This window comes from Rhodococcus sp. SB1D, from assembly GCF_048573875.1.
Lineage (GTDB): Bacteria > Actinomycetota > Actinomycetes > Mycobacteriales > Mycobacteriaceae > Rhodococcus_F > Rhodococcus_F qingshengii.
Window position 1 is genome coordinate 894363 of the sequence record NZ_JBMAIQ010000001.1, and the last position, 19640, is coordinate 914002.

The window sequence follows — 19640 nt, forward strand, 5'->3', positions numbered from 1 at the left end:
ACGGTGTTCAGTCCGCCTGGAACGGGCAGCAGATGTTTGCGTCAGCGAGTCAGCGCGCGATTGAACAGATCGATGAACGGGCGAGGCGACGGGGTTCCGGTGGGCCGGAAAGGCGCAGAATCCCTCGACGCGGATACCCACTCGGTTCTGCTCACCCGCGACAAGTCGAGCTGATACCGGGTGTCCGCGGCGAGTCGGTGCAGGAAGAGGGTTCCGGTTCGCCCGTTTCCTTCCCGAAACGGGTGGGCATGATTGAGCGTCGAGTACACCGATGCGAGCGCGAACGACGCAGCGCCGTGATCGAGTGCTACCCAATCGACGGCGGCGATGATCTCTTCGACCTCGGACAGGTAGTTCCGAATCGCCGAGACCGGAGCAAACGTTGCCGCACCTTTCCTGATGTCGACGGTTCTGATGTGTCCGGCCCACTGGTACAGATCTTGGAAAACGTGCTGGTGAAGTAGGAGAAGTTCGGCTGTGTCTCGCGTGTGCGGTACGAGGTCGCTGCCGAGATGCGCCTCACCCAGACGAAGCGCGGTCGCCGCGAACTCGAGTGATTGCAGTGCGGCGGGATCTCGTACGTCGAAATTGTTCTCGAGAACCGATGTACCGCGATAGACGTACGGCGCTGATCTTCGCCAGCGGATTCGTGGGGGAATTGCAGACGAGAGGCCGACTGCTCGCGCCAATTCCTGCTCGAAATACTCACGCCGAGAGAGCATCCCGATCATGACGGCCTCGAGTTCCGCGATCTGCTCATTACTCGGATCCCAGCCTTCGAGGCGCTCCGCCGCTAGAACCTGTTCGAGCGCAGTGCGATTCACGGGTCGATGTCGGGTAGCGCCGACGCGGACGCGGCATATTCGAGTCGTCGTTGCACACCTGCGACCTCGCGCACTGCATTGCTCAGCAAGCTCCGCGAGAGCGGAGTGAGTTCGGAGATCACGACTTCGTCGGTCGGTGGCCGACCTGCCGCGAACTGATCGGTCTGGTGGCGGACACGAATCTGCTGCAACACCTCGAAAGATTCGATCAGTACCTGGGCGTCGTCGTCGAGTAGGAAACCGCTTCCCGCTGCAGCCTTGAGGCGTTCGAGTGTCGAACTCGTGCGGGCGCCCACGGAAATCCCCGCCCAACGAGCGATGTTCACGATCGGTTGGACGGCGCTGGCTTTGAGGTCGACGGTTCCGGTCCGACGCGTCATCACGTCCTTGAACGAATGGAGCTTTGCCTTGTCTCCGACGGCTTCGCGAAGGAGCAGTCGCATGACGGCCGGGTGCAGTCGCAGTTGATCCAACGCCGCAGGGCGAGGATCCAACGCCGGATCGCCCGCGACGACGCGGGCATCCGCCAGCATCGACAACATGACCAGGGCCTGGTCCTGGTACGGATTGGATACCCATTTCCGCAGCGCAGTGCGCCATTGTGGGAGCGTCCGAGCGAACCTGGCCTGGGTCGCGACGGCGTTCTTGGTGTCGCGAGGGAACCCGCAGAGATCGAGGATGTCGTGGATCGTCTTCGCGGCGTCGGCTCCCTCGTGATGAGATTCGCCGCCCCACACCAGCGCACTGTCGATATCCGAAGAGGGGAGCGCTTCACGTCTGGCGACGCTGCCGAGCGACAGCCACGCGAAATCCGGTCGCTCGTCTCCGCCCACCACCAATTCGATGGCGCGCCTGACCGTCACGTCGATCAGCACCGCCAGCGTCGCACCGATGTCGAGCGGTGAGACCCGTGACGCCACCAATTCCGTCACCAGAACAGGGACCGCGCGGGCTGTTTCGACGAGGTGGGCGTCATCCTGTGCTGTGGCGAGCGCTGCGCGCAGTTCGAAACCCTGATTGGTGGCCGAAGTCAGGAGGTCGCTGAGTTCGAGCACGCCCATCAGTGCGCCTGCCTCGGTCACGACCGGGAGATGGCGCAATCCGTACTCGAGCATGTCGGTCACGGCGTCGGCGCCCAATCGATCCGGATCGACTGTCACTGCTGACGGCGTCATCACCGTTGATACCGGCTGATTGCTGTCGATACCACCGACTACCACACGAGCACGTAGGTCACCTTCGGTGAAGATTCCGAAACCGGTTGTAGCCGTCGGGATCACGACAGCGCGGCGGCCCGCGTCGGTCATCAACTTCGCGGCCTCGCGGATGGTGGCCTGTTCGCTGCAGACAATTGCGGGTCCGCGCAACAGGTCTCGTACCCGGCGCATGGCGGGACTCTGCATGCCTTGCCCCGTCGAGTGCCCCGTCATGGGGTCATTGTCTCAGGTGTGTCCGGTTCAGGCAGCGGAGGGTGAGATGTCAGAGACCACCGAGTCGCGAGAGTACGTCGAGAGCGGAATCTGTAGTACGCCAGAGCGCGTCGATCTCCTGTTCTGCGCCGGGACGTGTCTGCGGATTCTGGAGGGCGAACCCGTTGGCCAGCGTGATGGTGTTGTATCCGCTGTCGGCGGCGCGGAGCAACAGTTCCGAGGGCTGCGAGTTTCCGGCCAATCGGTCGAGTCCTTCGCCGACGAAGTAGAAGCGCCAGAGGGGCCCGAGATCGGCGTCGTACTCGGCCTTGGTGAGCGTCACGATCGAACCACCCTTGACGGCAATGGAATCGACGATCTTGTAAAAATCGGGGACATCCTCCGCAGTGGTTCCGGACGTGGCGACGGCGTGAGCGAGGTCGACGGTGAGATGCGCGTTGTAGCCGGCCATGGCGACCCGTGCTGGACTGGCGTCGCACTGACGTGTCAGGGCGAAGTAGTTGCTCCACGCCGGATCGGTGGGAGTACCGGTGAACTCTGCATGGACGTTCACCAGGTACCTGCGCAGCAATTCGAAGCTGACGGAATGGGCCCACTCGTCATCGGCGAAGGCCGCAGGGTCTCGCTGCAGCGGCATCACCGCCTCGTGTTCGACAGCGTCGAGGCCGATGGAGAACAAGCCTCGCCAATCGTGGTGTGAGACGAGGATCGACGTGATCTCACGATGACGTTCGACAGCGGTCTCGAGCCGAGGCAGTCCGGCACCGTTCAGGGTCGTGACGTCGCTGAGTTCGGCAATCCGGCCCACCTCGGCATTGCTCAACTGGCTGCCGCAAGCCGTCGAAAGACTCTCGCCCGGTTCTGCGAGTGCAGAACCGGGCGAGAGGAAAGCGGCGGTGATGCCGAGCGTGAGCGTCAACGGATACAGCCGCATCGGTTTCATCGGCTCAGACTAGGCGCCCATTTCACAAATGTCCGGATTGGCGATCAGCTGAGAACCGCGTCGGCCTCGATCTCGATGAGCAGAGCGGGGTCGATCAGCGAGCTGACCTCGAGGATCGTCGTGGCGGGACGAATCTCGCCGAACACTTCACCGTGCGCGAGAGCGGCCTGCTCCCACTGCGTCATGTCGCGCAGGTACATGCGAGTGCGGATGACGTCGTCGATCGAGGCGCCGGCCTCGGCAAGTGCTGCCTTGATAGTTTCGAGCGCTGCGCGGGTCTGATCTGTGAGGGTCTCACCAGGAGCGGTGGTGCCGGAGACTGCGATCTGGTTACCGATGCGCACGGCACGGGAGTAACCGATCTTGGGTTCCCATTCGGAACCGGACGAAATATTGATTCTGTTCGACATGCACCGAATTCTGCCAACAACTTCCCGGCCGTGGTGAGGCACGGTCAGGTATTCGCTCCATCTTGACATACCTTAGAACAAGTGTTCGACTTGGGGCATGAGGTGGTCGGGTCAGGCATTGGATGCAGATGACGGAGCGCTACCCGGACTCGAACGGGCCGGGTTGGTTCGCTCCGTGCAGACTCCCGAGTTCGAGGGAATCACGTTTCACGAGGTGCTCTGCAAGAGCGCGCTCAACAAGATGCCCGAAGAGTCGACGTTGCCGTTCAGCTTCACCGTCAACGCTTTTCGTGGTTGCTCGCACGCATGCCGATATTGTTTCGCGAGACCGAGTCACGAGTATCTCGACCTCGACGCCGGCGCGGATTTCGATTCCCAAGTGGTCGTGAAGACGAACATTGCCGCGGTGCTCCGCAAAGAGTTGGCGCGAAAGTCCTGGAAACGGGAGGCGGTGGCACTGGGTACCAACACCGATCCCTATCAGCGAGCCGAGGGCCGATACCGCTTGATGCCCGGCATTATTCGCGCGTTGACCGAATCCGGAACTCCCTTCTCGATCCTGACGAAGGGAACTCTGCTCCGACGGGACCTGCCGCTGTTGAAAATGGCGGCAGCGCAGGTCGACGTCGGAATCGGAGTGTCGTTGGCGATCAACGACGCTGCACTTCAGAAGCAGATCGAGCCTGGTACCCCGTCGCCGCGGGCGCGTCTCGAGATGATCCGCGCCATCACCGATGGGGGATTCTCGTGCAATGTCATGGTGGCGCCGGTCATTCCGTTCCTCACCGACTCCACCAGTCATCTCGACGGGCTGTTCGAGGCACTGTCCGAAGCCGGTGCGACGAGTGTGACGGTCTTCCCGATGCACCTGCGGGGGAGTACTCGGGGTTGGTTCATGAATTGGCTTGCTCAGGAACATCCGGCGCTCATCCGTCGCTACCGCGAGCTGTACGGGCGGGGCGCGTATGTCACTCCCGAATACAAGCGTTGGCTCGCAAGCCGTGTCGAGCCATTGGTCGAGCGCCATGGGTTGGGTGGTCGTTCGGAGCATCGAGACGTCAGCGCAGCTGGCAGTGAGCCGCGTGAGGCGCCCCGGGAACTGGTGGGTGCGGGAGCAGCTCTCACTTTGTTCTGACGGCCGCGGGCGCGTAAATCGGAGGCGCCCCGGACGTTTGCCGGGCTACATTCGCCTGGTGCTACTCACACTGACGTCCACCCCGACCCCGCAGACTCCTGATGCGACCGCGTTGAGCTACCTGCTGCACAAACATCCCGACCGCGTGCAAAGCTTCGACTTGGCGATCGGCGCCGCCACGGTTCTGTACCCTGAGGCCTCAGCCGAAAAGACCACGGTGGCAGTGATTGTGGACGTCGACCCCATCGAACTTGTGCAGAGTAGGTATCGACGCGGCAAGAGTGGCGACAACTTTTCGCTGGGTGAGTATGTCAACGATCGGCCGTATGCGGCGTCGTCCATACTCTCGGTTGCTCTGTCGAAGCTGTTTCGCACCGCGTTGACGGGAAGGTGCAAGTCGCACCCGGAACTCGTCGGAACCGAACTCGCGTTGACCGTCTCGATTCCGGTGGTTCCGTGTGGCGGCGATGCGGAATTGCCTCGTCGGTTGTTCGAGCCGCTGGGCTGGGATGTGACCGCGATACCGGTGCAGCTTGATCCGCACCTGCCGACGTGGGGAAACTCCGACTTCGTGTCGTTGACGCTCACCGGGGAACACACGGTGCAGAGTGCCCTTCGGCACCTCTACGTGCTGTTGCCGGTCCTCGACGACGTGAAGCACTACTGGGTGGGACCCGACGAGGCAGACAAGTTGATCCGCGTCGCTGGAGAGTGGTTGGCGTCGCATCCGGATTCCGCGCTGATCATGTCCCGCTACCTGGCGCGTCGACGCGACCTGGTCGAATCGGTGGTCGATCGACTGATTCCCGACCAAGCAGAGGCGCAGATCGAACTACCGCGACCGGATCCGCCGCTGGCACGGCTTCGCGTCGACGCAGTTTTGGCGACGCTTCAGCGACTGCACGTCAGAACGATTGTCGACATCGGTTGCGGCGAAGGCAAACTGATCGAGGTGCTGATGCCGCACGCTCAATTCGACAAACTTGTCGGCGTCGATGTGAGCGCGCGCGAACTGACACGGGCGCAACGCAGATTGAAGTTCACCGAAATGTCCGACGCCCAACGTGAACGTGTGTCTTTGATGCAGTCGTCCGCGACGTACCGCGACGCGCGCTTGAAAGGCTTCGACGCAGCCGTGCTGATGGAGGTGGTCGAGCACGTCGACACGGCGCGCCTGCCGGCGCTGGTCAGATCGGTCTTCGTGGACGCAGCACCGCAGTATGTGCTGCTGACTACTCCGAATGCCGACTACAACGTGCTGTATCCGGCATTGGCCGCGGGAGAGTTCAGGCACCCCGATCACAGGTTCGAGTTCTCCCGAACCCAATTCCGCGACTGGGCAACCGAAACGGCCCGAGTCCACGGCTATTGCGTGGAGTTCGAATTTGTCGGAGCAATTGATCCGGTCCTTGGCGGGCCGACACAGATGGCAATCTTCACGAAGGAGGCACGAACGTCATGACGGTGTACGAGATTCCAGATCTCGCCCTGGTAGTACTCATCGGCGTCAGTGGCTCGGGAAAGTCGACCTTCGCGGCGCGTCACTTCGGTGAGTTCGAAACTCTCTCGAGTGACACATTCAGAGGGTGGGTCAGTGATGATCCGAACTCACAGGAGTCGACGTCCGATGCTTTCGAAGTGCTGGAGTTCGTCGCGGCCAAGCGTTTGCGACGCGGACGCCTCACGGTGGTCGACGCGACCAACGTCCAGCCCGCCGCGCGCAAGCGACTCGTTGCGTTGGCTCGCGAGCACGACATACTGCCGGTGGCAGTCGTGCTCGATATTCCGGAATCGGTCTGTTCTGCGCGCAACGACGCACGCTCTGACCGGACGTTCGGACGCGACGTCATTCGCCGCCAGCACCAACAGTTGACTCGCTCGCTTCGCGGGCTGGGTAGGGAAGGTTTCCGTTCGGTTCACATACTCAGAGGTGAGGACGCGGTTTCCGAAGCCACATTCTTGCGCCACCCGCTCCGCAGCGATCTGCGTGTCGAGCGTGGTCCGTTCGACGTCATCGGTGACATCCACGGATGTCGAAGCGAGCTCGAGACGCTCCTCGTGAAACTCGGCTACACCGTCGACTACGGGACGGATGGCAGAGCTGTCGATGCGGTGCCGCCGGAAGGGCGAACTGCCGTCTTCCTCGGTGACTACGTGGATCGAGGACCGGATTCGGTCGGTGTGCTGCGTCTGGTCATGGGGATGGTAGCGGCGGGACATGCGATAGCGGTTCCGGGTAACCACGAGAACAAACTCGTCAAGGCCTTGCGCGGTAAGAAGGTCACGGCCAGTCACGGACTCGCCGAGACCCTCGAGCAGATGGCCACCGAGTCGGCGGAGTTCCGCGAAAGCGTCGTCGACTTCTGTGACGGCCTCGTCGCGCACCTCGTCCTGGACGACGGCAAACTCGTTGTCGCGCACGCCGGTCTCAAGGAGGACTACCACAACAGGGCATCCGGTCGAGTCCGGAGCTTTGCGCTCTACGGTGAAACTACCGGTGAGACGGACGAATTCGGCTTACCCGTTCGATACCCGTGGGCGCAGGACTACCGAGGATCAGCGATGGTCCTCTACGGTCACACGCCGGTGCACGAGGTGGAATGGATCAACAACACCGCGTGCCTCGACACCGGGTGCGTCTTCGGTGGATCCCTCACCGCCCTTCGATACCCGGAACGAGAGATCGTGTCGGTTCCGGCGGAGCAGGTTTGGTACGAGCCGGTGGTACCGCTGGCACCGCCGACTCGTGATCCGGATGTGCTCGATCTCGCCGACGTCCTCGAAACGACCGGCGTCGACACCGAACTGCGCGGTCGAGTGTCCGTTCGCACCGACAACGCTGCCGGCGCCCTGGAAGTGATGAGCCGATTCGCGGTCGCGCCGCAATGGCTGCGGTACCTACCGCCGACCATGGCGCCCTGCGCGAGCGCCCAATCCGATGACTATCTGGAACACCCGTCGACCGCGTTCGACGCATACCGGGCCGGCGGAATCGGAACAGTGATCTGCGAAGAGAAGCACATGGGTTCGCGGGCAGTGGTGCTCGTGTGCCGTGATCGATCGGTTGCTCAGTCCCGCTTCGACGCTCCGGATGCGCTCACCGGGATGGTGCACACCCGCACCGGCCGCCAGTTCTTCGACGACGACCTGACTCAGCAGTTGATCGACGACATCGCCGCCGCAGTCACCTCCGCTGGGTTGTGGGAAGAGTTGGGCACCGACTGGCTGCTCCTCGACTGCGAACTGTTGCCGTGGAACGTCAAAGCGGAAGGTCTGCTGCGCTCGCAGTACGCGTCGGTCGCGGCGGCCGGGCGATCAGACCTCACAGCTCGCGAGGCCGTGCTGGCGCGGGCCGGGTCGCGGGGCCTGGACGTGGCGGAGATGTTCGAACAGACAACTGTTCGGGCCGCCAGTATCGAGCGCTTCGGCGAGGCGTACCGACGGTACGTGTGGCCGACGAACGGACTGGACGGCGTCACCATCGCGCCGTTCCAGATTCTGGCGGCCGAGGGCCAGTCGTACGGGGAACGGGATCACGAATGGCACCTCGGTATTTCGGATCGCCTGGCCGCGGCCGACCCGAGTCGATTTACCACTACACGTCGCCTGGTGGTCGATCTCGGTTCCGAGGACTCGGTGTCCGAAGCGACGAAGTGGTGGGAGTCGCTCACCGGCGACGGTGGTGAGGGGATGGTCGTCAAACCGCTGGCGAATCAGATTCACGGACCGCGGGGGTACAACGCGAAGGTTCAGCCGGGGATCAAGGTCCGCGGCCGGGAGTACCTGCGATTGATCTACGGTGCCGACTACCTCGAACCGTCGACGCTTGCGAGATTGCGTAACCGCAACCTCGGACACAAGCAGTCGATGGCGCTGCGCGAGTACGCGCTCGGCATGGAGGCGGTATCCAGGCTCGTCGACCGTGAACCTTTGTGGCGAGCGCACCAGGCCGTGTTCGCGGTGTTGGCTCTCGAATCGGAGCCGGTCGACCCGCGGTTGTGACGGCCGGTGCGCAGGCTCGGATTGATACCGTCGGGTATGGGTGTGATTGCTCGCGTGGACGGTTTCAACCGACGCCATCCGTGGAGTCACAACGATTACTACGGCCGGTGGGTTCTACGTAATCTGCGCGGGGTCAGGTCCGGTCGCGCTCTCGACGTGGGGTGCGGGACCGGCAATCTGATCGACCTCTTGCGTCGGCGGTTCGACGTGGTGGTCGGTGTGGAACCCGACCTGACAACCTCGGCCGCCGTGCGCGCAAGGTTTGTCGACGACGAGAACGTGATCTTCGACGCGCAGCGGATCGAGGACTTTGCATCCGAGGCGAAGTACGACGCGATCACAGTCGTCGCAGCGTTGCATCATCTGCCACTCGAAGAGTCGATGAAGCAGCTGAGTAGCCTGCTCGAACCGGGCGGGCGGCTCGTCGTGGTCGGGTGTTATCGATCGACCACAGCCACCGACGCACTCTTATCGGTGTTGGCGACCGTGTGCAATCCCGTCGTCGGCGTCGTCAAGCATCGACGGGTTGCCTCCGAGCCACTGAAGGCGATGACGGCTCCCACCGCGGAACCGGGGGAGTCGATGGCTGACGTCCGACGCGCGGCCTCGTTGTGTCTGCCAGGTAGCCGGATCAGGAGACGACTGTTCTGGCGATACACCCTGATCTACGACGAGAGTCCGGCCGGCGCGTCGGTGGGGGAGTGAGTAGACCGCTGCGGTTCGCGGGGAAATGCGCGTCGGCCGAACCCGACTATCGCCAACGAAGCGATCATCAGAGCGACCCCGATGCCCGCCAGATGTGAGAGCCCGCCACTGTCGACTACGGCCGCACCGAGCAGAGCGCCCGTTGCAATCGCGATCTGGAACACGACGACGTAGATGGCCGAGGCACGGTCGGTCCCGATCGGGACGGCGCGCAGAACCGAGGACTGGAGGCAGATCGGAACGGTGGTGAACGCCGCACCCCACAAGATCGTGGCGACGACAGCGAACGCTCCCATCGACGGCGCCAGGAGCCAGAAGATGGCCAGCGCGCCTGCCACCGTCGCGATCGAGATGAGCGTGAAGAGGCGCGGTCGGCGGTCGTAGTACTTGCCGGCGACCCACACTCCGACGGCGCCGGCGGCACCGTAGACCAGAAGCATCGCGGTACGGATGCCACCGGACGAGCCGAGGCTTTCCTCCACCAGAAGTGTGAAGAACGTGTACGAAGCGAATTGCCCCAGGGCGGCAAACAGCGTTGCCGCGCAGATGACGGCGAGTGCCCGTTTCATCGCCGGCGTCGGCTTCGGTTTGTCTCGCTTGCTCCGATGGTGTTGATCGACCGGCATTTCGGGCAACGCACGATGCAGTGAGAAAGCAATGACCACTGCCACCACACCGATTGCCGCCGATGCGGTCCGCCAACCCCAGGACTGGCCGATCGCCGAAGACAGTGGACCTCCGAGAACAAATGCGAGAGACGTACCGGCATACACCATCGCGATGGCCTTGCCCTGTTGTCCGCGCGGAACCAGGGTGGCAGCGGCCGGTGCAACGACAGCCCAGAACACTCCGTGCGTCGCAGCGCAGAGCAATCGTCCGATCACCAGCATCGGATAGTTGACGGCCAATGCTGCGACCAGTTGCGACACCGCGAGGGTGGCCACCGTCAGAACGACGACGCGTCGTCGCGGCCAGGTTTTGACCGCTCCGATCAGCGGAAGCGTCAAGACCGCGACACCGTATGCGTAGAAGGTCAGCAGTAGGCCGACACGCCCTTCGGTGACGTCGAGGTCCGTCGAGATTTCGCTGAGCAGTCCGACGGGGAGCATTTCGGCCGTCACGTAGGCGAAGGCTGCTCCGGCCAGTGTCATCAGCCGTAGCGTGGTTGCCTTCGGCAGTCGAGCAGTCATGTTGTGTAACGATACATGTATCGATACACACCTGCGCAATGGATATTTTTCACTCGCTATGCTGATGCTCATGGCCATACGTGCGCAGCGTTCGAGTCGTCCGACGATGGCCGACGTCGCCAAGGCCGCAGGCGTGTCGGTGATGTCGGTGTCGTACTCCTTCGCGCAGCCCGAGCGCGTGTCTGAATCAACGCGGGCCAAGGTGTTCGCCGCCGCCGAAGAGCTCGAGTACGCGGGCCCGAACCGGGCGGCGCAGTCCTTGCGGAGCGGGAAATTCAACAACATCGCGGTCGTCTTCAGCGAGAAGCTGACGTACGCCTTCGAAGACGCAGTAGCTCGGCGATTCCTCTCGGGAGTCGCCGAAGCGTGCCTGGATGCGAACGCCGGGCTGATGATGCTGCCGAACTCGGGGAAACCGGGAGACGTCGACAGAGTTCGCGACGCGGCAGTAGACGGTTTTGTCGTCTGGACCACCGTCTTCGACGATCCCATCCTCGACGCGATTGTCGGCACCGGAAAACCCGCATGCATCCAGGGTGGTCCGGTGCACGAGGGTGTGGATCTCGTCGGGATGGACGATGTTGCCGGCGCCGTTGCGATCGCGGCAGTCGGGTTGTCGGGGGCGCAGCGGCCCGCGGTGATCAGCCTTCCGTGGGATCGTGAGCGTCGGTCCGAAATTCGGATGGACGTGGATCCAGGTGAAGCGTTCTTTCCGGTGTCCCGCCATCGGCTCGAGGGCTACGAGCGCGCCGTCCGCGACGCGGGCCTCGATTGGCCCTCGGTGCGGGTAGGGGTCGTCACTGTCAACGAGCGGAGCGAGGGTGCGCGGATGGCTCGGTCCCTGCTCGACGTTCCCGAGAGCCGAAGGCCCGATGTCATCTTGGCGATGAGTGACGAACTGGCTCTGGGGGTTCTGGACGCGATCCGTGAACTCGGCCTCGCGCTGCCCGACGATGTCGCAGTCGTCGGATGGGACGACACAACAGCCGCATCGGACGCCGGCCTGACAACGGTTCGCCAGTCCCTGTTCGATCAAGGGCGCAATGCAGCTCGCGTGGTTCTCGGGCTGGACGATGCGGTCGAGCCGGTCGAATGGTCGGTGCGTCGGCGAACCTCGACGCGATGATCACGCCGGTAGTCATCGACGGTCTGCGTCTTCGGTGGTTTGTCCCTCCCGAATTGGGGGAGACCGTCCGGTGGGGACTCTCCTGGAATGTCGACAGCCCGAGCAGGTGGGCGGTAGTCGAGCCGGCGTGGGTCTTGACGGCGGAAGTGCGCACGAGTTCGAAACCATTGATGTGGAGACTGCCTCGCGACGGGTCAGGCATTCGGGAGCCGGTCCAGCCGGCGATCGCTCGCGTCGCTGCACTGCAATTCATGTTCGACGCCGAACCACCGTTGCCTTCTCGGATCGAAGCCGCGGGCGCTTTGCAACTACGCGCCGGAACTCCTCGTGACGACTTTAACGCACGTCAGGCGTGGACCGATTTCGACGAGAATGCCTCCACTACCGGAGTGGTTCGCCGTCTACGGCTGATGTCGATGGAGTCCGACATGCTGCCCGACCCGAAGTTTCCGCACGGCCCGAACTGGGGTTGGGCTACGAGGCAATTCGTGCCTGGCTCCGAGCGGTTCTACGAGTTGGCCCGTGCACCTCGTGCGTTGCGCTCGTATCAGCTGACCGATCGTGAATACGGGCCGCGGCGCGAGGACTTCCTCCTGGTCGACCTCGAGACGGCTGCTTGATCGTTGGGACCTGACACCGTTTTCATTCAGTGGACACAGACTCCAGCTGATCGGAGTCAGTGTCTGCTCGACGAAACCGGTGCCAGGTGCTTCGACTAGCGCGCTCTGCCGACCACGTTCAGTGCGTATTTACCGGGCGGCGCCCCGACATGCTTGACGAAGTGCCGCGACAGGTGGGATTGATCGTGGAATCCGACGTCGACGGCCACGTCCGCCAATTCGCGCCCGGCGAGGATTGCGCGTCGCGCCAGATCGATTCGTCGTCCCGTCACGTACTTGTGAGGCGGAAGCCCGAAATGCTTCGCGAAGTTCTTGATCAGATACGTGGGGTTCCGCTGCAGGATGTTCGACGCTTCCCGCATCGTGATTCCCGTTGTGAGTCGCGCATCGAGCAGGTCCCGAAGTTGATCGGCAACGCGTTCGTCAACGGTCCGCGTGTGACGGGATCGACCTGTGGCCGGTGTGAGGATCTCGTTCAATCTTTCAGCGAGGAATCCCAGGCGACTTTCGGCCTCGAGTGATTCGCCGTCCGGGCCGAGTGCAGAGTGCAGTTGATCGATGCGATGGCGCAGCAGAGGGTCTCGAATCTCGGGGCTGTCCACCGCCGGGCCTATGAGGACCTCGCCGAGAACTGACGTGTCGAGGTAGAGGATTCGTTGACGAAATCCGGCCTCGGTGACCGGAACTCCGTCGTGTGCGATGCCTGGCGGCAACAGAGTCACGATCTCGGGTGCCGCGCCATGAGCGCGATGATCGAGGTCGTATGCAATCGTGCCGCGGTCGACGAGCATCAGAGACCACTGATCGTGCGTGTGTTTGGGATAGGCGTGTCCGACGAAATCGGCATGGAAGACCTCGGTGATTCCCGCGAGGCCCGGTGCCCACGCGGTGATCTGTGCGCCGCGGGGATCCATGTCAGAAACGTACAAGACGCAGCTGCCTCGGGTGACGAAGAGTGGCGGGGTCGTCATCGCGATGGTGGCGCGCCCGAGGGAGGAACAACATGAACAGTTCGGCAACAGCGGTATCGCTCCGCGAGAAGTTCGGTCAGTTCACCGAGCACTGGTCGCCCAAGAAGATTGCGGCCCTCAATGATTACGAGATCAAGATCGTCAAGATCAAAGGTGAATTCGTCTGGCACTCCCACACCGACACCGACGAAATGTTCCTGGTGACGAAGGGGCAGATTCGAATCCAACTCCGAAACGGAGATGTTCGACTGGGGCCCGGTGAACTGTTCGTGGTACCTCGCGGAGTCGAACATTGCCCGATCGCCGAGGACGAAGCGGAGGTGATGTTGATCGAACCCGTTGGCGTGATGAATACCGGGAACGTCGGAGGGGCGCGAACCGCAGTGCTCGAGGACTTTTCGTAGTTACCGGCTCTTCCAATCCAGGGGATTGGTACGCAACGGCAAGGCCATTCCCGATCTCCAGAGCGTCGCCGCGCGAGAGTTAGGACGGAGCTCGACCTCGCGCCGCATCGACTGCGCGAAGGCGTCGGTGAACCCTGTTCGCGGGTACTCCGCGATTGTTGCATCAACAGTTGCTCGCGGAATTTCGGGCGCACGCCGACCGGCAACGTCGAAATGCGCTGCGGCATGCAGTAGGTAGGCGTCAGCGCCCGCGCCGCGGTCGACGGTCAGATCCATGTGCAGACGGATCGCTTCGCCGATTCGCTGTACCGACCTCTCCGAAGTTCCCACTCTGGTCGCGAGTTCTTCTGCGTCTGCGGCACTGATGTAGGTGAAACAGCCGTGCTCGGCCGATCCTTCTGCGCCCAGTCCGACATCGTGAAGGGCGCACGCAGTGAAGAGATCTTCGGGGTCGTACTCGATCGCATCGATCTGCGCGAAGGCGTCGGCCCAGATCCAGCAGCGCAGGCTGTGGTTCAAGACCGCGGGGGACAGGGTTCCTCTGGCGTGATCGAGCGCTTCGCTGCACAGCTTGGTGTCGGGGAGTGGGCGTTTGCGCAGCTCGGGTGTGCGAGTGGGGTAGCGGCCGAGCCGCAGTCGGAGCATCGACGGAGCACTCATGGCCTGCGCAGCAGCCGCGCGGGCCATGAGTTGTATCTGCTCGAGAGTGGTGAGCTCACCAGGGCGCATCGAATTCCTGTTCTGGGTGGGGGACAGCTGGATACGAATCTAGTTGGCAGGGAAACTTCTTCACAGATGTCTAATATCTGTCAATGACGGAAACACGGAATTATCCGAATATTGGTCGATAGCAAGTGCCATCCAACGGCAACCCCGAATCTGTAGCCTCACCTCTGCACATCGCAAGAACCATCAAGCAACGACGGTGGGGCTCGGGCTCAGATGACGCCGAACCCGACGATCCCCGGGACTTCCGACGGGACGATGCGATGGAGCATGACCTTGTTGTTCTCGTTGCCGCCGACGGTCGTCAGAGTGCCGGCGTCGTTGACCAGAACGACGTTGACGTGTTGGCCGAAGGGGCTCGAGTCGCCGTACAGGATCGTGTCGCCGACCTTGGGTTGGTAGTCCTGACCGTAGGGGACAAACGCGTCGACGGACTCGTAATACTCCTGCAGCGTGTACACCCCGGGGATGCGCCACGACCCTGAGTTGGGGTTCGAGAACGGCGTGCCGATCTGGTTCATCGACCAGCTCACGAAATCGGCACACCACGATTCTTCGACACCCTCGGCGTACTTGGTGCCGGGACTCCCTGACTCCCATTCCTGCTCGAGGACGCCCAGTAGCGCACTCTGCTGAGCGCTGAGAATGCTGTGGTCGACGGCCGGGAACGAATCGAGATTCTCGCCGGCAAGAGCGTCGTCGCCGCGCGCGAACCACCACAGTGCGCCGGCGACCACTACGACCACCGCAACGCCGAATACGCCCAGAACAGCGAGAGTGCGTCTGGGCGTATTCGGTGCGTGCGACATCACGCCACGATAGTCAATTACTCGAGCGGGGGTGCAGAGCGATCGATCGTCGTCGCGAGTGGCTTCTCCTTGACGAAGAGCAACAACACGACCGCTGCGATGACCAAGGGGACGAGGTAGAGGAAGATCGGCGCGAGCGCGTCGTTGTACGCGCCGACGATGATCTCGCGAACCTGGCTCGGCAACTTCCAGAGGATTCCCGGGGTCAAGGAGTTCTCGTCACCACCGACCGCGCCGCCATTCGCCGGGAGTCGCTCGGCCAGGAGATTGGTCAGACGCGAGGCGAACAGGCTGCCCACGATCGCGCTGCCCAACGACGCACCGATCTGGCGGAAGAAGTTGTTCGACGCGGTGGCCGTTCCCACTTCGGCCGCGGGGAAGGTGTTCTGCACGATCAAGATCAAGATCTGCATGACGAGGCCGAGTCCGATACCCATGAGTGCGATGTAGCAACCGAAGACCAGCAGTGAGGTCGACGGCGTCAGACGTGAGAGCAGGACCAGAGCAACAGCGACGATGGATGTTCCGACGATGGGGAAGATCTTGTAGCGGCCGGTCTTGCTGACCAGCTGGCCGGACCCGATGGAGGCGACGAGCAGGCCCGCCATCATGGGAATCATCATCAATCCAGCTTCGGTGGCGTTCTTGCCTGTCACCATTTGGATGTAGGTCGGCAGGTAGGCGAGCGCACCGAACATGGCGATTCCGATGATCAGGCCGGCGACGGTGGTCAACACGAAGTTGCGCTGAGCGAACAGGTGCATCGGAATCACCGGTTCGTCGGCACGCTTTTCGACGAAGACAAAAGCCACTGCCGTCACGACGCAGCCGACGATCAACCCGATGATGACGGCCGATCCCCAGGCGTAGGTGTTTCCGCCCCAGGTCGTGAACAGGATCAGACACGTCGCTGCCGTCGCGACGAGAACCATGCCCAGATAGTCGATGCGAGGCTTGCCGAGGTTCGGCTTCCGCAGGTGCAGAAATGCCATCGCGCTCGCGATGGCGAGTAGGCCTAGGGGGATGTTGATCCAGAAGGCCCAACGCCAACCGATGCCTTCGGTGAACCAGCCGCCGAGTAGGGGACCGGCAACCGAAGCCAGTGCGAACACCCCGCCCATCGCACCCATGTACCGGCCGCGTTGCCTGGCGGGGACGACGTCGGCGATGATCGCCTGGGAAAGCAGGATCAATCCGCCGCCGCCGAGTCCCTGCACGGCTCGACCAGCGATGAGTGTGGTCATGTCGTGGGACAGACCGCCGATCACCGAACCGACGATGAAAATGCTGATGGCGCCGATGAAGAGGCCCTTGCGGCCGATCAGGTCACCGAGTTTTCCGTACACCGGCATCATGACGGTCGAGGCGAGGATGTATGCCGTCGTCACCCAGACCATGTGGTTGACGCCGTTCAATTCGCCCACGATGGTGGGCAAAGCGGTACTGAAGATCATCTGGTCGAGCGAAGCCAGAAGCATCGTGATCATCAGCCCGACAAAAACGAGGATGATCGACCGTTTGTCCGGCGAGGCCTCGGTGTCGGTATGCGTGCCGTCGGGCTCGACGGTCGCAGCTTCTCGAGTGGACATGTAGTTCCTTAGTTGAGTGACGGCGGGTGCGAGAGTGTGGATCAGCTCTCGGACCTCAGTATTCGAGCCATCAGGAGTAGTGCCGGATCGAGCAAATCTGTTCTGGGGCTTGCCCGTTCACTGTTCTGCCATTTTCGGAAGACGTAACGCATCGCGGCGCCTGCGGTGATGACCGTTGCTGTGGCTTCGTCGGCAGCGGCTGTGTCCGAGTGCAGGCGGCGATACTCGGTTCTGTTCGACAACTCCCGCGTGAGGATCCGGGTGAGCGTGTCTTCAAGATCGTGGAAGGTGGCCAGATGTTGTTGCAACAGCGTGGGATGACGCTCGAACAATTCGCGTCGATGCGCGAGCAGATCGGGTCGCTCGTCGACGATTTGCATCGCCGCCTCGAATACCGCGAGGGCGCCGCGCAGCGGATCGTCCGGGTGCTCGCCGATGAGCGTGAGCATGGTCGTCTCACTTGGCACGACGAGCATGAGCCCACCGATCGCTGCGTCCTTGGTGGGGAAGTAGTTGAAGAACGTGCGGGTCGACAGATTGCAGGCTTCGCAGATCTTCTCGACGGTCACTTCGTCATAGCCCAGGTCGAGAACGAGTTCGACGGCGGTGTGCTCGATCAGCTGCCTCGTCGCAATTCGTTTTCGTTCGCGCAATCCGAGAGTTTCGGTTCCCATTTCATCCATAATTGCACAGAGTGCAAAGTTTCATCGAATGCAATATTTCGCCCAAGAATGCCTCATGAAATGCAAAAATGGGGATCGGGTGCCTGGTGGATAGGATGAACCGCGTGGAAGACACCTTGCCCCCTTGCCCTGAATGCGCCGGCGAATACACCTACGAGATGGGCGCGTTGATGGTCTGCCCGTCCTGCGCGCACGAGTGGGCGCCGACCGATAGTGCCGGCGAGGACCTGGGTGTGGTGAAAGATGCCGTAGGCAACATTCTTGCGGACGGCGACACGGTGACGGTCGTCAAGACGCTCAAGGTGAAGGGCAGTCCGACCGGCATCAAGTCAGGTACGAAAGTTCGCAACATCCGCCTTGTTCAGGGTGTTGGTGACCACGACATCGACTGCAAGGTCGACGGCATCGGACCGATGCAATTGAAGTCGAGCGTCGTCAAGAAGGTGTGACCGGACAGCGATAGTTGTCGGCTCGAAATCCTGTTCAGTTTCGACGGTTCGATAGCCACAATCGAGGTGATTCTCGACCGCTCGAACGAATGGACCGAACTGTGCCGAACTCGATCTGCCTGGCGCCCGCACTCGATAACACCGCACTCGATACAGAGGAGCAGTGGAAACGCATCGTCGATGCGCTGACGCGCAGGGGTTTCCTCGGCGCCGGGCTCGGTGCCGCGGCCGCGACCTTGCTGGCAGCGTGCAGCAGTGACGAAAATGGCTTGGAGTCAGGCGGTCTCGTCACGGTGCAGGACGAGACGGGCAGTGTCGAGATCCCTTCGGATCCGCAGCGAATGGTCATCGCCCATGTCAGCGCCATGGCGACGGTGCTCGACCTCGGTGTGCCGCCGGAGAAGATCGTCGGCGGCTTCTTCGGTCTCGAGGGTGTGAGCGGTGACGCGGTGTTGCGCACGATGCCGGAGGCTGCGAACATCCCGAACCTCGGCACGGCGGGAACGTGGAACAAGGAAGCAATCATCGGCGTGTCGCCGGATCTGATCGTCATGCTCCTGACGGCCGGAAATGCTTACGCAGCAAAGTCTTACGACGAACTCTCTGCCACAGGCGTGCCGGTGTTCGCCGGCTTCAACGGGTTCCTCACGTGGGACGAGATGAAGAAATTGGTCACCTCGATGGGCGTCGCGGTCCGACGCGAAGACGCGGCGGCCGAATTGAACGCGCGAACGGAAGAGCGCCTCCTCACAATCAAGGATCGACTCTCCGCCCTCGGTTCGTTGCCGTCGGTGACCCTCCTCCGCACCGGCGAGAACGGTGTCGTCTACAACCAGGTCGACGCTCTTCTCGACGCCCTCGGTTTCCCCGGCGAACGAGCTACATCGGAGGAGTTCACGCGCACACTCACAGCGGAGCAACTCGATCAGGTGACCAGCGACGTGATCATCGTGGGCGCATTCCAGGACCAGCAGGACGTCCGCGCGCAGTTGGCGATGAACCCGCTCTGGGAGCGTCTTCCCGCTGTCCGCTCGGGGAACGTCCATTACGTCGACGACAGCCTGTGGGGCTCGGGCTATTCTCCCCGCGCGACCGAGCTGCGACTCGACGACATCGAGCGGATCTTCAGCTGACGCCGTCGTGTCACCTCGACTTATCGGTGCATTACCTCGAGAATCATGACCATGGACAAAATCAGGTTCTTCGAGCTGGTCACCGAATGGTTCGAGGTACTCGGTGTTGTCGCCATGGTTCTCGGGTTCGTGTTCGCATTCGTGATCGCGGGGCGCGCATGGAGTCGAACGCGGGACGGTAGTTCGGCGTTTCGTACTCTGCGCGAGACCATGGGCGCGGTCATCCTTCTCGGCCTCGAGATCCTTGTCGCCGCTGATCTGGTGAAGACGGTGACGTCGTCGCCGTCGCTGACAGACGCCGCAGTTCTGGGCATGATCGTTCTTATTCGGACCGTGCTGAGCCTGTCGATTCAGATCGAGATCGACGGGGTACTTCCGTGGCGCAAGGCGTTGGTGTCAAGTCCGGAACTCCTGGTACGCGCAGCGCGCGGATCAGGAGGCCGCACGACGCCCGACGCGTCGAGTTCGTAGCGATAGCCGTTGCGAGTGAA

20 protein-coding genes are annotated in these 19640 nt (G+C 62.4%); 10 read left to right on the forward strand and 10 right to left on the reverse strand.

The genetic code is table 11. From position 1 onward, the window contains the following. Positions 1–41: 41 nt before the first annotated feature. Genes ACN50D_RS04255 through ACN50D_RS04270 form a run of 4 tightly spaced genes read right to left on the reverse strand, consistent with a single transcriptional unit; the run spans position 42 to position 3607 of the window. Positions 42–824 carry a Fic/DOC family protein gene (locus tag ACN50D_RS04255; protein ID WP_047888369.1) on the reverse strand — a complete coding sequence of 261 codons (783 nt, stop codon included), beginning with the start codon at positions 822–824 and terminating at the stop codon, positions 42–44. Then, complete coding sequence (locus ACN50D_RS04260) at positions 821–2254, reverse strand: putative nucleotidyltransferase substrate binding domain-containing protein (RefSeq protein ID WP_249342662.1); 1434 nt, start codon at positions 2252–2254, stop codon at positions 821–823. Before ACN50D_RS04260 ends, ACN50D_RS04255 begins: the two co-directional genes overlap by 4 nt. Positions 2255–2303: 49 nt before the next feature. Further along, positions 2304–3188, reverse strand: coding sequence for a DUF5995 family protein (locus ACN50D_RS04265; protein WP_211920581.1), 885 nt, complete (start codon positions 3186–3188; stop codon positions 2304–2306). 53 nt (positions 3189–3241) lie between these two features. Next, positions 3242–3607: a RidA family protein gene (locus ACN50D_RS04270; protein ID WP_211920220.1), complete on the reverse strand. Its 366-nt coding sequence runs from the start codon at positions 3605–3607 to the stop codon at positions 3242–3244. 97 nt (positions 3608–3704) lie between these two features. Here ACN50D_RS04270 and ACN50D_RS04275 point away from each other — a divergent pair, with 97 nt between their 5' ends. The 4 genes from ACN50D_RS04275 to ACN50D_RS04290 are packed head-to-tail and all read left to right on the forward strand — an operon-like array spanning position 3705 to position 9449. Beyond that, positions 3705–4742, forward strand: a complete 1038-nt coding sequence (locus tag ACN50D_RS04275; RefSeq protein WP_211920218.1) for an Rv2578c family radical SAM protein — start codon at positions 3705–3707, stop codon at positions 4740–4742. A gap of 58 nt (positions 4743–4800) precedes the next feature. Further along, complete coding sequence (locus ACN50D_RS04280) at positions 4801–6204, forward strand: 3' terminal RNA ribose 2'-O-methyltransferase Hen1 (protein WP_372450100.1); 1404 nt, start codon at positions 4801–4803, stop codon at positions 6202–6204. Beyond that, positions 6201–8744, forward strand: a complete 2544-nt coding sequence (locus ACN50D_RS04285) for a polynucleotide kinase-phosphatase (protein WP_211920214.1) — start codon at positions 6201–6203, stop codon at positions 8742–8744. Before ACN50D_RS04280 ends, ACN50D_RS04285 begins: the two co-directional genes overlap by 4 nt. A 36-nt stretch (positions 8745–8780) precedes the next feature. After that, a complete protein-coding gene (locus ACN50D_RS04290) occupies positions 8781–9449 on the forward strand; it encodes a class I SAM-dependent methyltransferase (RefSeq protein ID WP_058226767.1) in 669 nt (222 codons plus the stop codon). Here ACN50D_RS04290 and ACN50D_RS04295 read toward each other — a convergent pair. Beyond that, positions 9410–10639 carry an MFS transporter gene (locus ACN50D_RS04295; RefSeq protein ID WP_058226766.1) on the reverse strand — a complete coding sequence of 410 codons (1230 nt, stop codon included), beginning with the start codon at positions 10637–10639 and terminating at the stop codon, positions 9410–9412. The two genes, ACN50D_RS04290 and ACN50D_RS04295, sit on opposite strands and share 40 nt — an antisense overlap. 70 nt (positions 10640–10709) lie before the next feature. On the opposite strand from ACN50D_RS04295, the gene ACN50D_RS04300 reads away from it, so the two are divergent. Continuing rightward, the gene (locus ACN50D_RS04300; RefSeq protein WP_235808417.1) at positions 10710–11765 is read left to right on the forward strand and encodes a LacI family DNA-binding transcriptional regulator; all 1056 of its coding nucleotides are present in this window, start codon (positions 10710–10712) and stop codon (positions 11763–11765) included. Beyond that, on the forward strand, positions 11762–12385 hold the full coding sequence (locus ACN50D_RS04305; RefSeq protein WP_235808416.1) for a hypothetical protein: 624 nt from the start codon (positions 11762–11764) through the stop codon (positions 12383–12385). Before ACN50D_RS04300 ends, ACN50D_RS04305 begins: the two co-directional genes overlap by 4 nt. A gap of 95 nt (positions 12386–12480) precedes the next feature. Here ACN50D_RS04305 and ACN50D_RS04310 read toward each other — a convergent pair whose 3' ends face one another. After that, a complete protein-coding gene (locus ACN50D_RS04310; RefSeq protein ID WP_075833113.1) occupies positions 12481–13299 on the reverse strand; it encodes a helix-turn-helix domain-containing protein in 819 nt (272 codons plus the stop codon). Between the two features lie 89 nt (positions 13300–13388). Here ACN50D_RS04310 and ACN50D_RS04315 point away from each other — a divergent pair, with 89 nt between their 5' ends. Next, the gene (locus ACN50D_RS04315) at positions 13389–13760 is read left to right on the forward strand and encodes a cupin domain-containing protein (RefSeq protein WP_054831940.1); all 372 of its coding nucleotides are present in this window, start codon (positions 13389–13391) and stop codon (positions 13758–13760) included. Here the strand turns inward: ACN50D_RS04315 and ACN50D_RS04320 are convergent, their stop codons facing one another. From ACN50D_RS04320 to ACN50D_RS04335, 4 genes are all read right to left on the reverse strand, one after another. Continuing rightward, positions 13761–14489 carry an HD domain-containing protein gene (locus tag ACN50D_RS04320; RefSeq protein ID WP_211920212.1) on the reverse strand — a complete coding sequence of 243 codons (729 nt, stop codon included), beginning with the start codon at positions 14487–14489 and terminating at the stop codon, positions 13761–13763. A gap of 209 nt (positions 14490–14698) precedes the next feature. After that, positions 14699–15295 (reverse strand): CHAP domain-containing protein, encoded by a 597-nt coding sequence (locus tag ACN50D_RS04325; protein ID WP_007728059.1) that lies wholly within the window; start codon positions 15293–15295, stop codon positions 14699–14701. A gap of 17 nt (positions 15296–15312) precedes the next feature. Further along, positions 15313–16884: an MDR family MFS transporter gene (locus tag ACN50D_RS04330; RefSeq protein ID WP_003944867.1), complete on the reverse strand. Its 1572-nt coding sequence runs from the start codon at positions 16882–16884 to the stop codon at positions 15313–15315. Positions 16885–16925: 41 nt separating this feature from the next. Next, a complete protein-coding gene (locus ACN50D_RS04335) occupies positions 16926–17558 on the reverse strand; it encodes a TetR/AcrR family transcriptional regulator (RefSeq protein ID WP_003944787.1) in 633 nt (210 codons plus the stop codon). Between the two features lie 104 nt (positions 17559–17662). On the opposite strand from ACN50D_RS04335, the gene ACN50D_RS04340 reads away from it, so the two are divergent. The 3 genes from ACN50D_RS04340 (at position 17663) to ACN50D_RS04350 (ending at position 19620) form a co-directional block, all read left to right on the forward strand. Then, entirely contained in the window at positions 17663–18016 is a 354-nt protein-coding gene (locus ACN50D_RS04340) for a zinc ribbon domain-containing protein YjdM (protein WP_164490578.1), read from the forward strand. A gap of 101 nt (positions 18017–18117) precedes the next feature. Beyond that, a complete protein-coding gene (locus ACN50D_RS04345) occupies positions 18118–19149 on the forward strand; it encodes an ABC transporter substrate-binding protein (protein ID WP_307850398.1) in 1032 nt (343 codons plus the stop codon). Between the two features lie 51 nt (positions 19150–19200). After that, positions 19201–19620 (forward strand): DUF1622 domain-containing protein, encoded by a 420-nt coding sequence (locus ACN50D_RS04350; RefSeq protein ID WP_007728052.1) that lies wholly within the window; start codon positions 19201–19203, stop codon positions 19618–19620. The last annotated feature ends 20 nt before the right edge of the window (positions 19621–19640 follow it).

Coding starts and splice junctions, on each gene's coding strand:
- ACN50D_RS04325 (WP_007728059.1), bottom strand. CDS start 15,295: ATGTCGCACGCACCGAATACGCCCAGACGCACTCTCGCTGTTCTGGGC.
- ACN50D_RS04305 (WP_235808416.1), top strand. CDS start 11,762: ATGATCACGCCGGTAGTCATCGACGGTCTGCGTCTTCGGTGGTTTGTC.
- ACN50D_RS04315 (WP_054831940.1), top strand. CDS start 13,389: ATGAACAGTTCGGCAACAGCGGTATCGCTCCGCGAGAAGTTCGGTCAG.
- ACN50D_RS04340 (WP_164490578.1), top strand. CDS start 17,663: ATGAACCGCGTGGAAGACACCTTGCCCCCTTGCCCTGAATGCGCCGGC.
- ACN50D_RS04270 (WP_211920220.1), bottom strand. CDS start 3,607: ATGTCGAACAGAATCAATATTTCGTCCGGTTCCGAATGGGAACCCAAG.
- ACN50D_RS04320 (WP_211920212.1), bottom strand. CDS start 14,489: ATGCGCCCTGGTGAGCTCACCACTCTCGAGCAGATACAACTCATGGCC.
- ACN50D_RS04260 (WP_249342662.1), bottom strand. CDS start 2,254: ATGACGGGGCACTCGACGGGGCAAGGCATGCAGAGTCCCGCCATGCGC.
- ACN50D_RS04330 (WP_003944867.1), bottom strand. CDS start 16,884: ATGTCCACTCGAGAAGCTGCGACCGTCGAGCCCGACGGCACGCATACC.
- ACN50D_RS04300 (WP_235808417.1), top strand. CDS start 10,710: ATGGCCATACGTGCGCAGCGTTCGAGTCGTCCGACGATGGCCGACGTC.
- ACN50D_RS04295 (WP_058226766.1), bottom strand. CDS start 10,639: ATGACTGCTCGACTGCCGAAGGCAACCACGCTACGGCTGATGACACTG.
- ACN50D_RS04310 (WP_075833113.1), bottom strand. CDS start 13,299: ATGGATCCCCGCGGCGCACAGATCACCGCGTGGGCACCGGGCCTCGCG.
- ACN50D_RS04265 (WP_211920581.1), bottom strand. CDS start 3,188: ATGCGGCTGTATCCGTTGACGCTCACGCTCGGCATCACCGCCGCTTTC.
- ACN50D_RS04350 (WP_007728052.1), top strand. CDS start 19,201: ATGGACAAAATCAGGTTCTTCGAGCTGGTCACCGAATGGTTCGAGGTA.
- ACN50D_RS04290 (WP_058226767.1), top strand. CDS start 8,781: ATGGGTGTGATTGCTCGCGTGGACGGTTTCAACCGACGCCATCCGTGG.
- ACN50D_RS04335 (WP_003944787.1), bottom strand. CDS start 17,558: ATGGGAACCGAAACTCTCGGATTGCGCGAACGAAAACGAATTGCGACG.
- ACN50D_RS04285 (WP_211920214.1), top strand. CDS start 6,201: ATGACGGTGTACGAGATTCCAGATCTCGCCCTGGTAGTACTCATCGGC.
- ACN50D_RS04275 (WP_211920218.1), top strand. CDS start 3,705: ATGAGGTGGTCGGGTCAGGCATTGGATGCAGATGACGGAGCGCTACCC.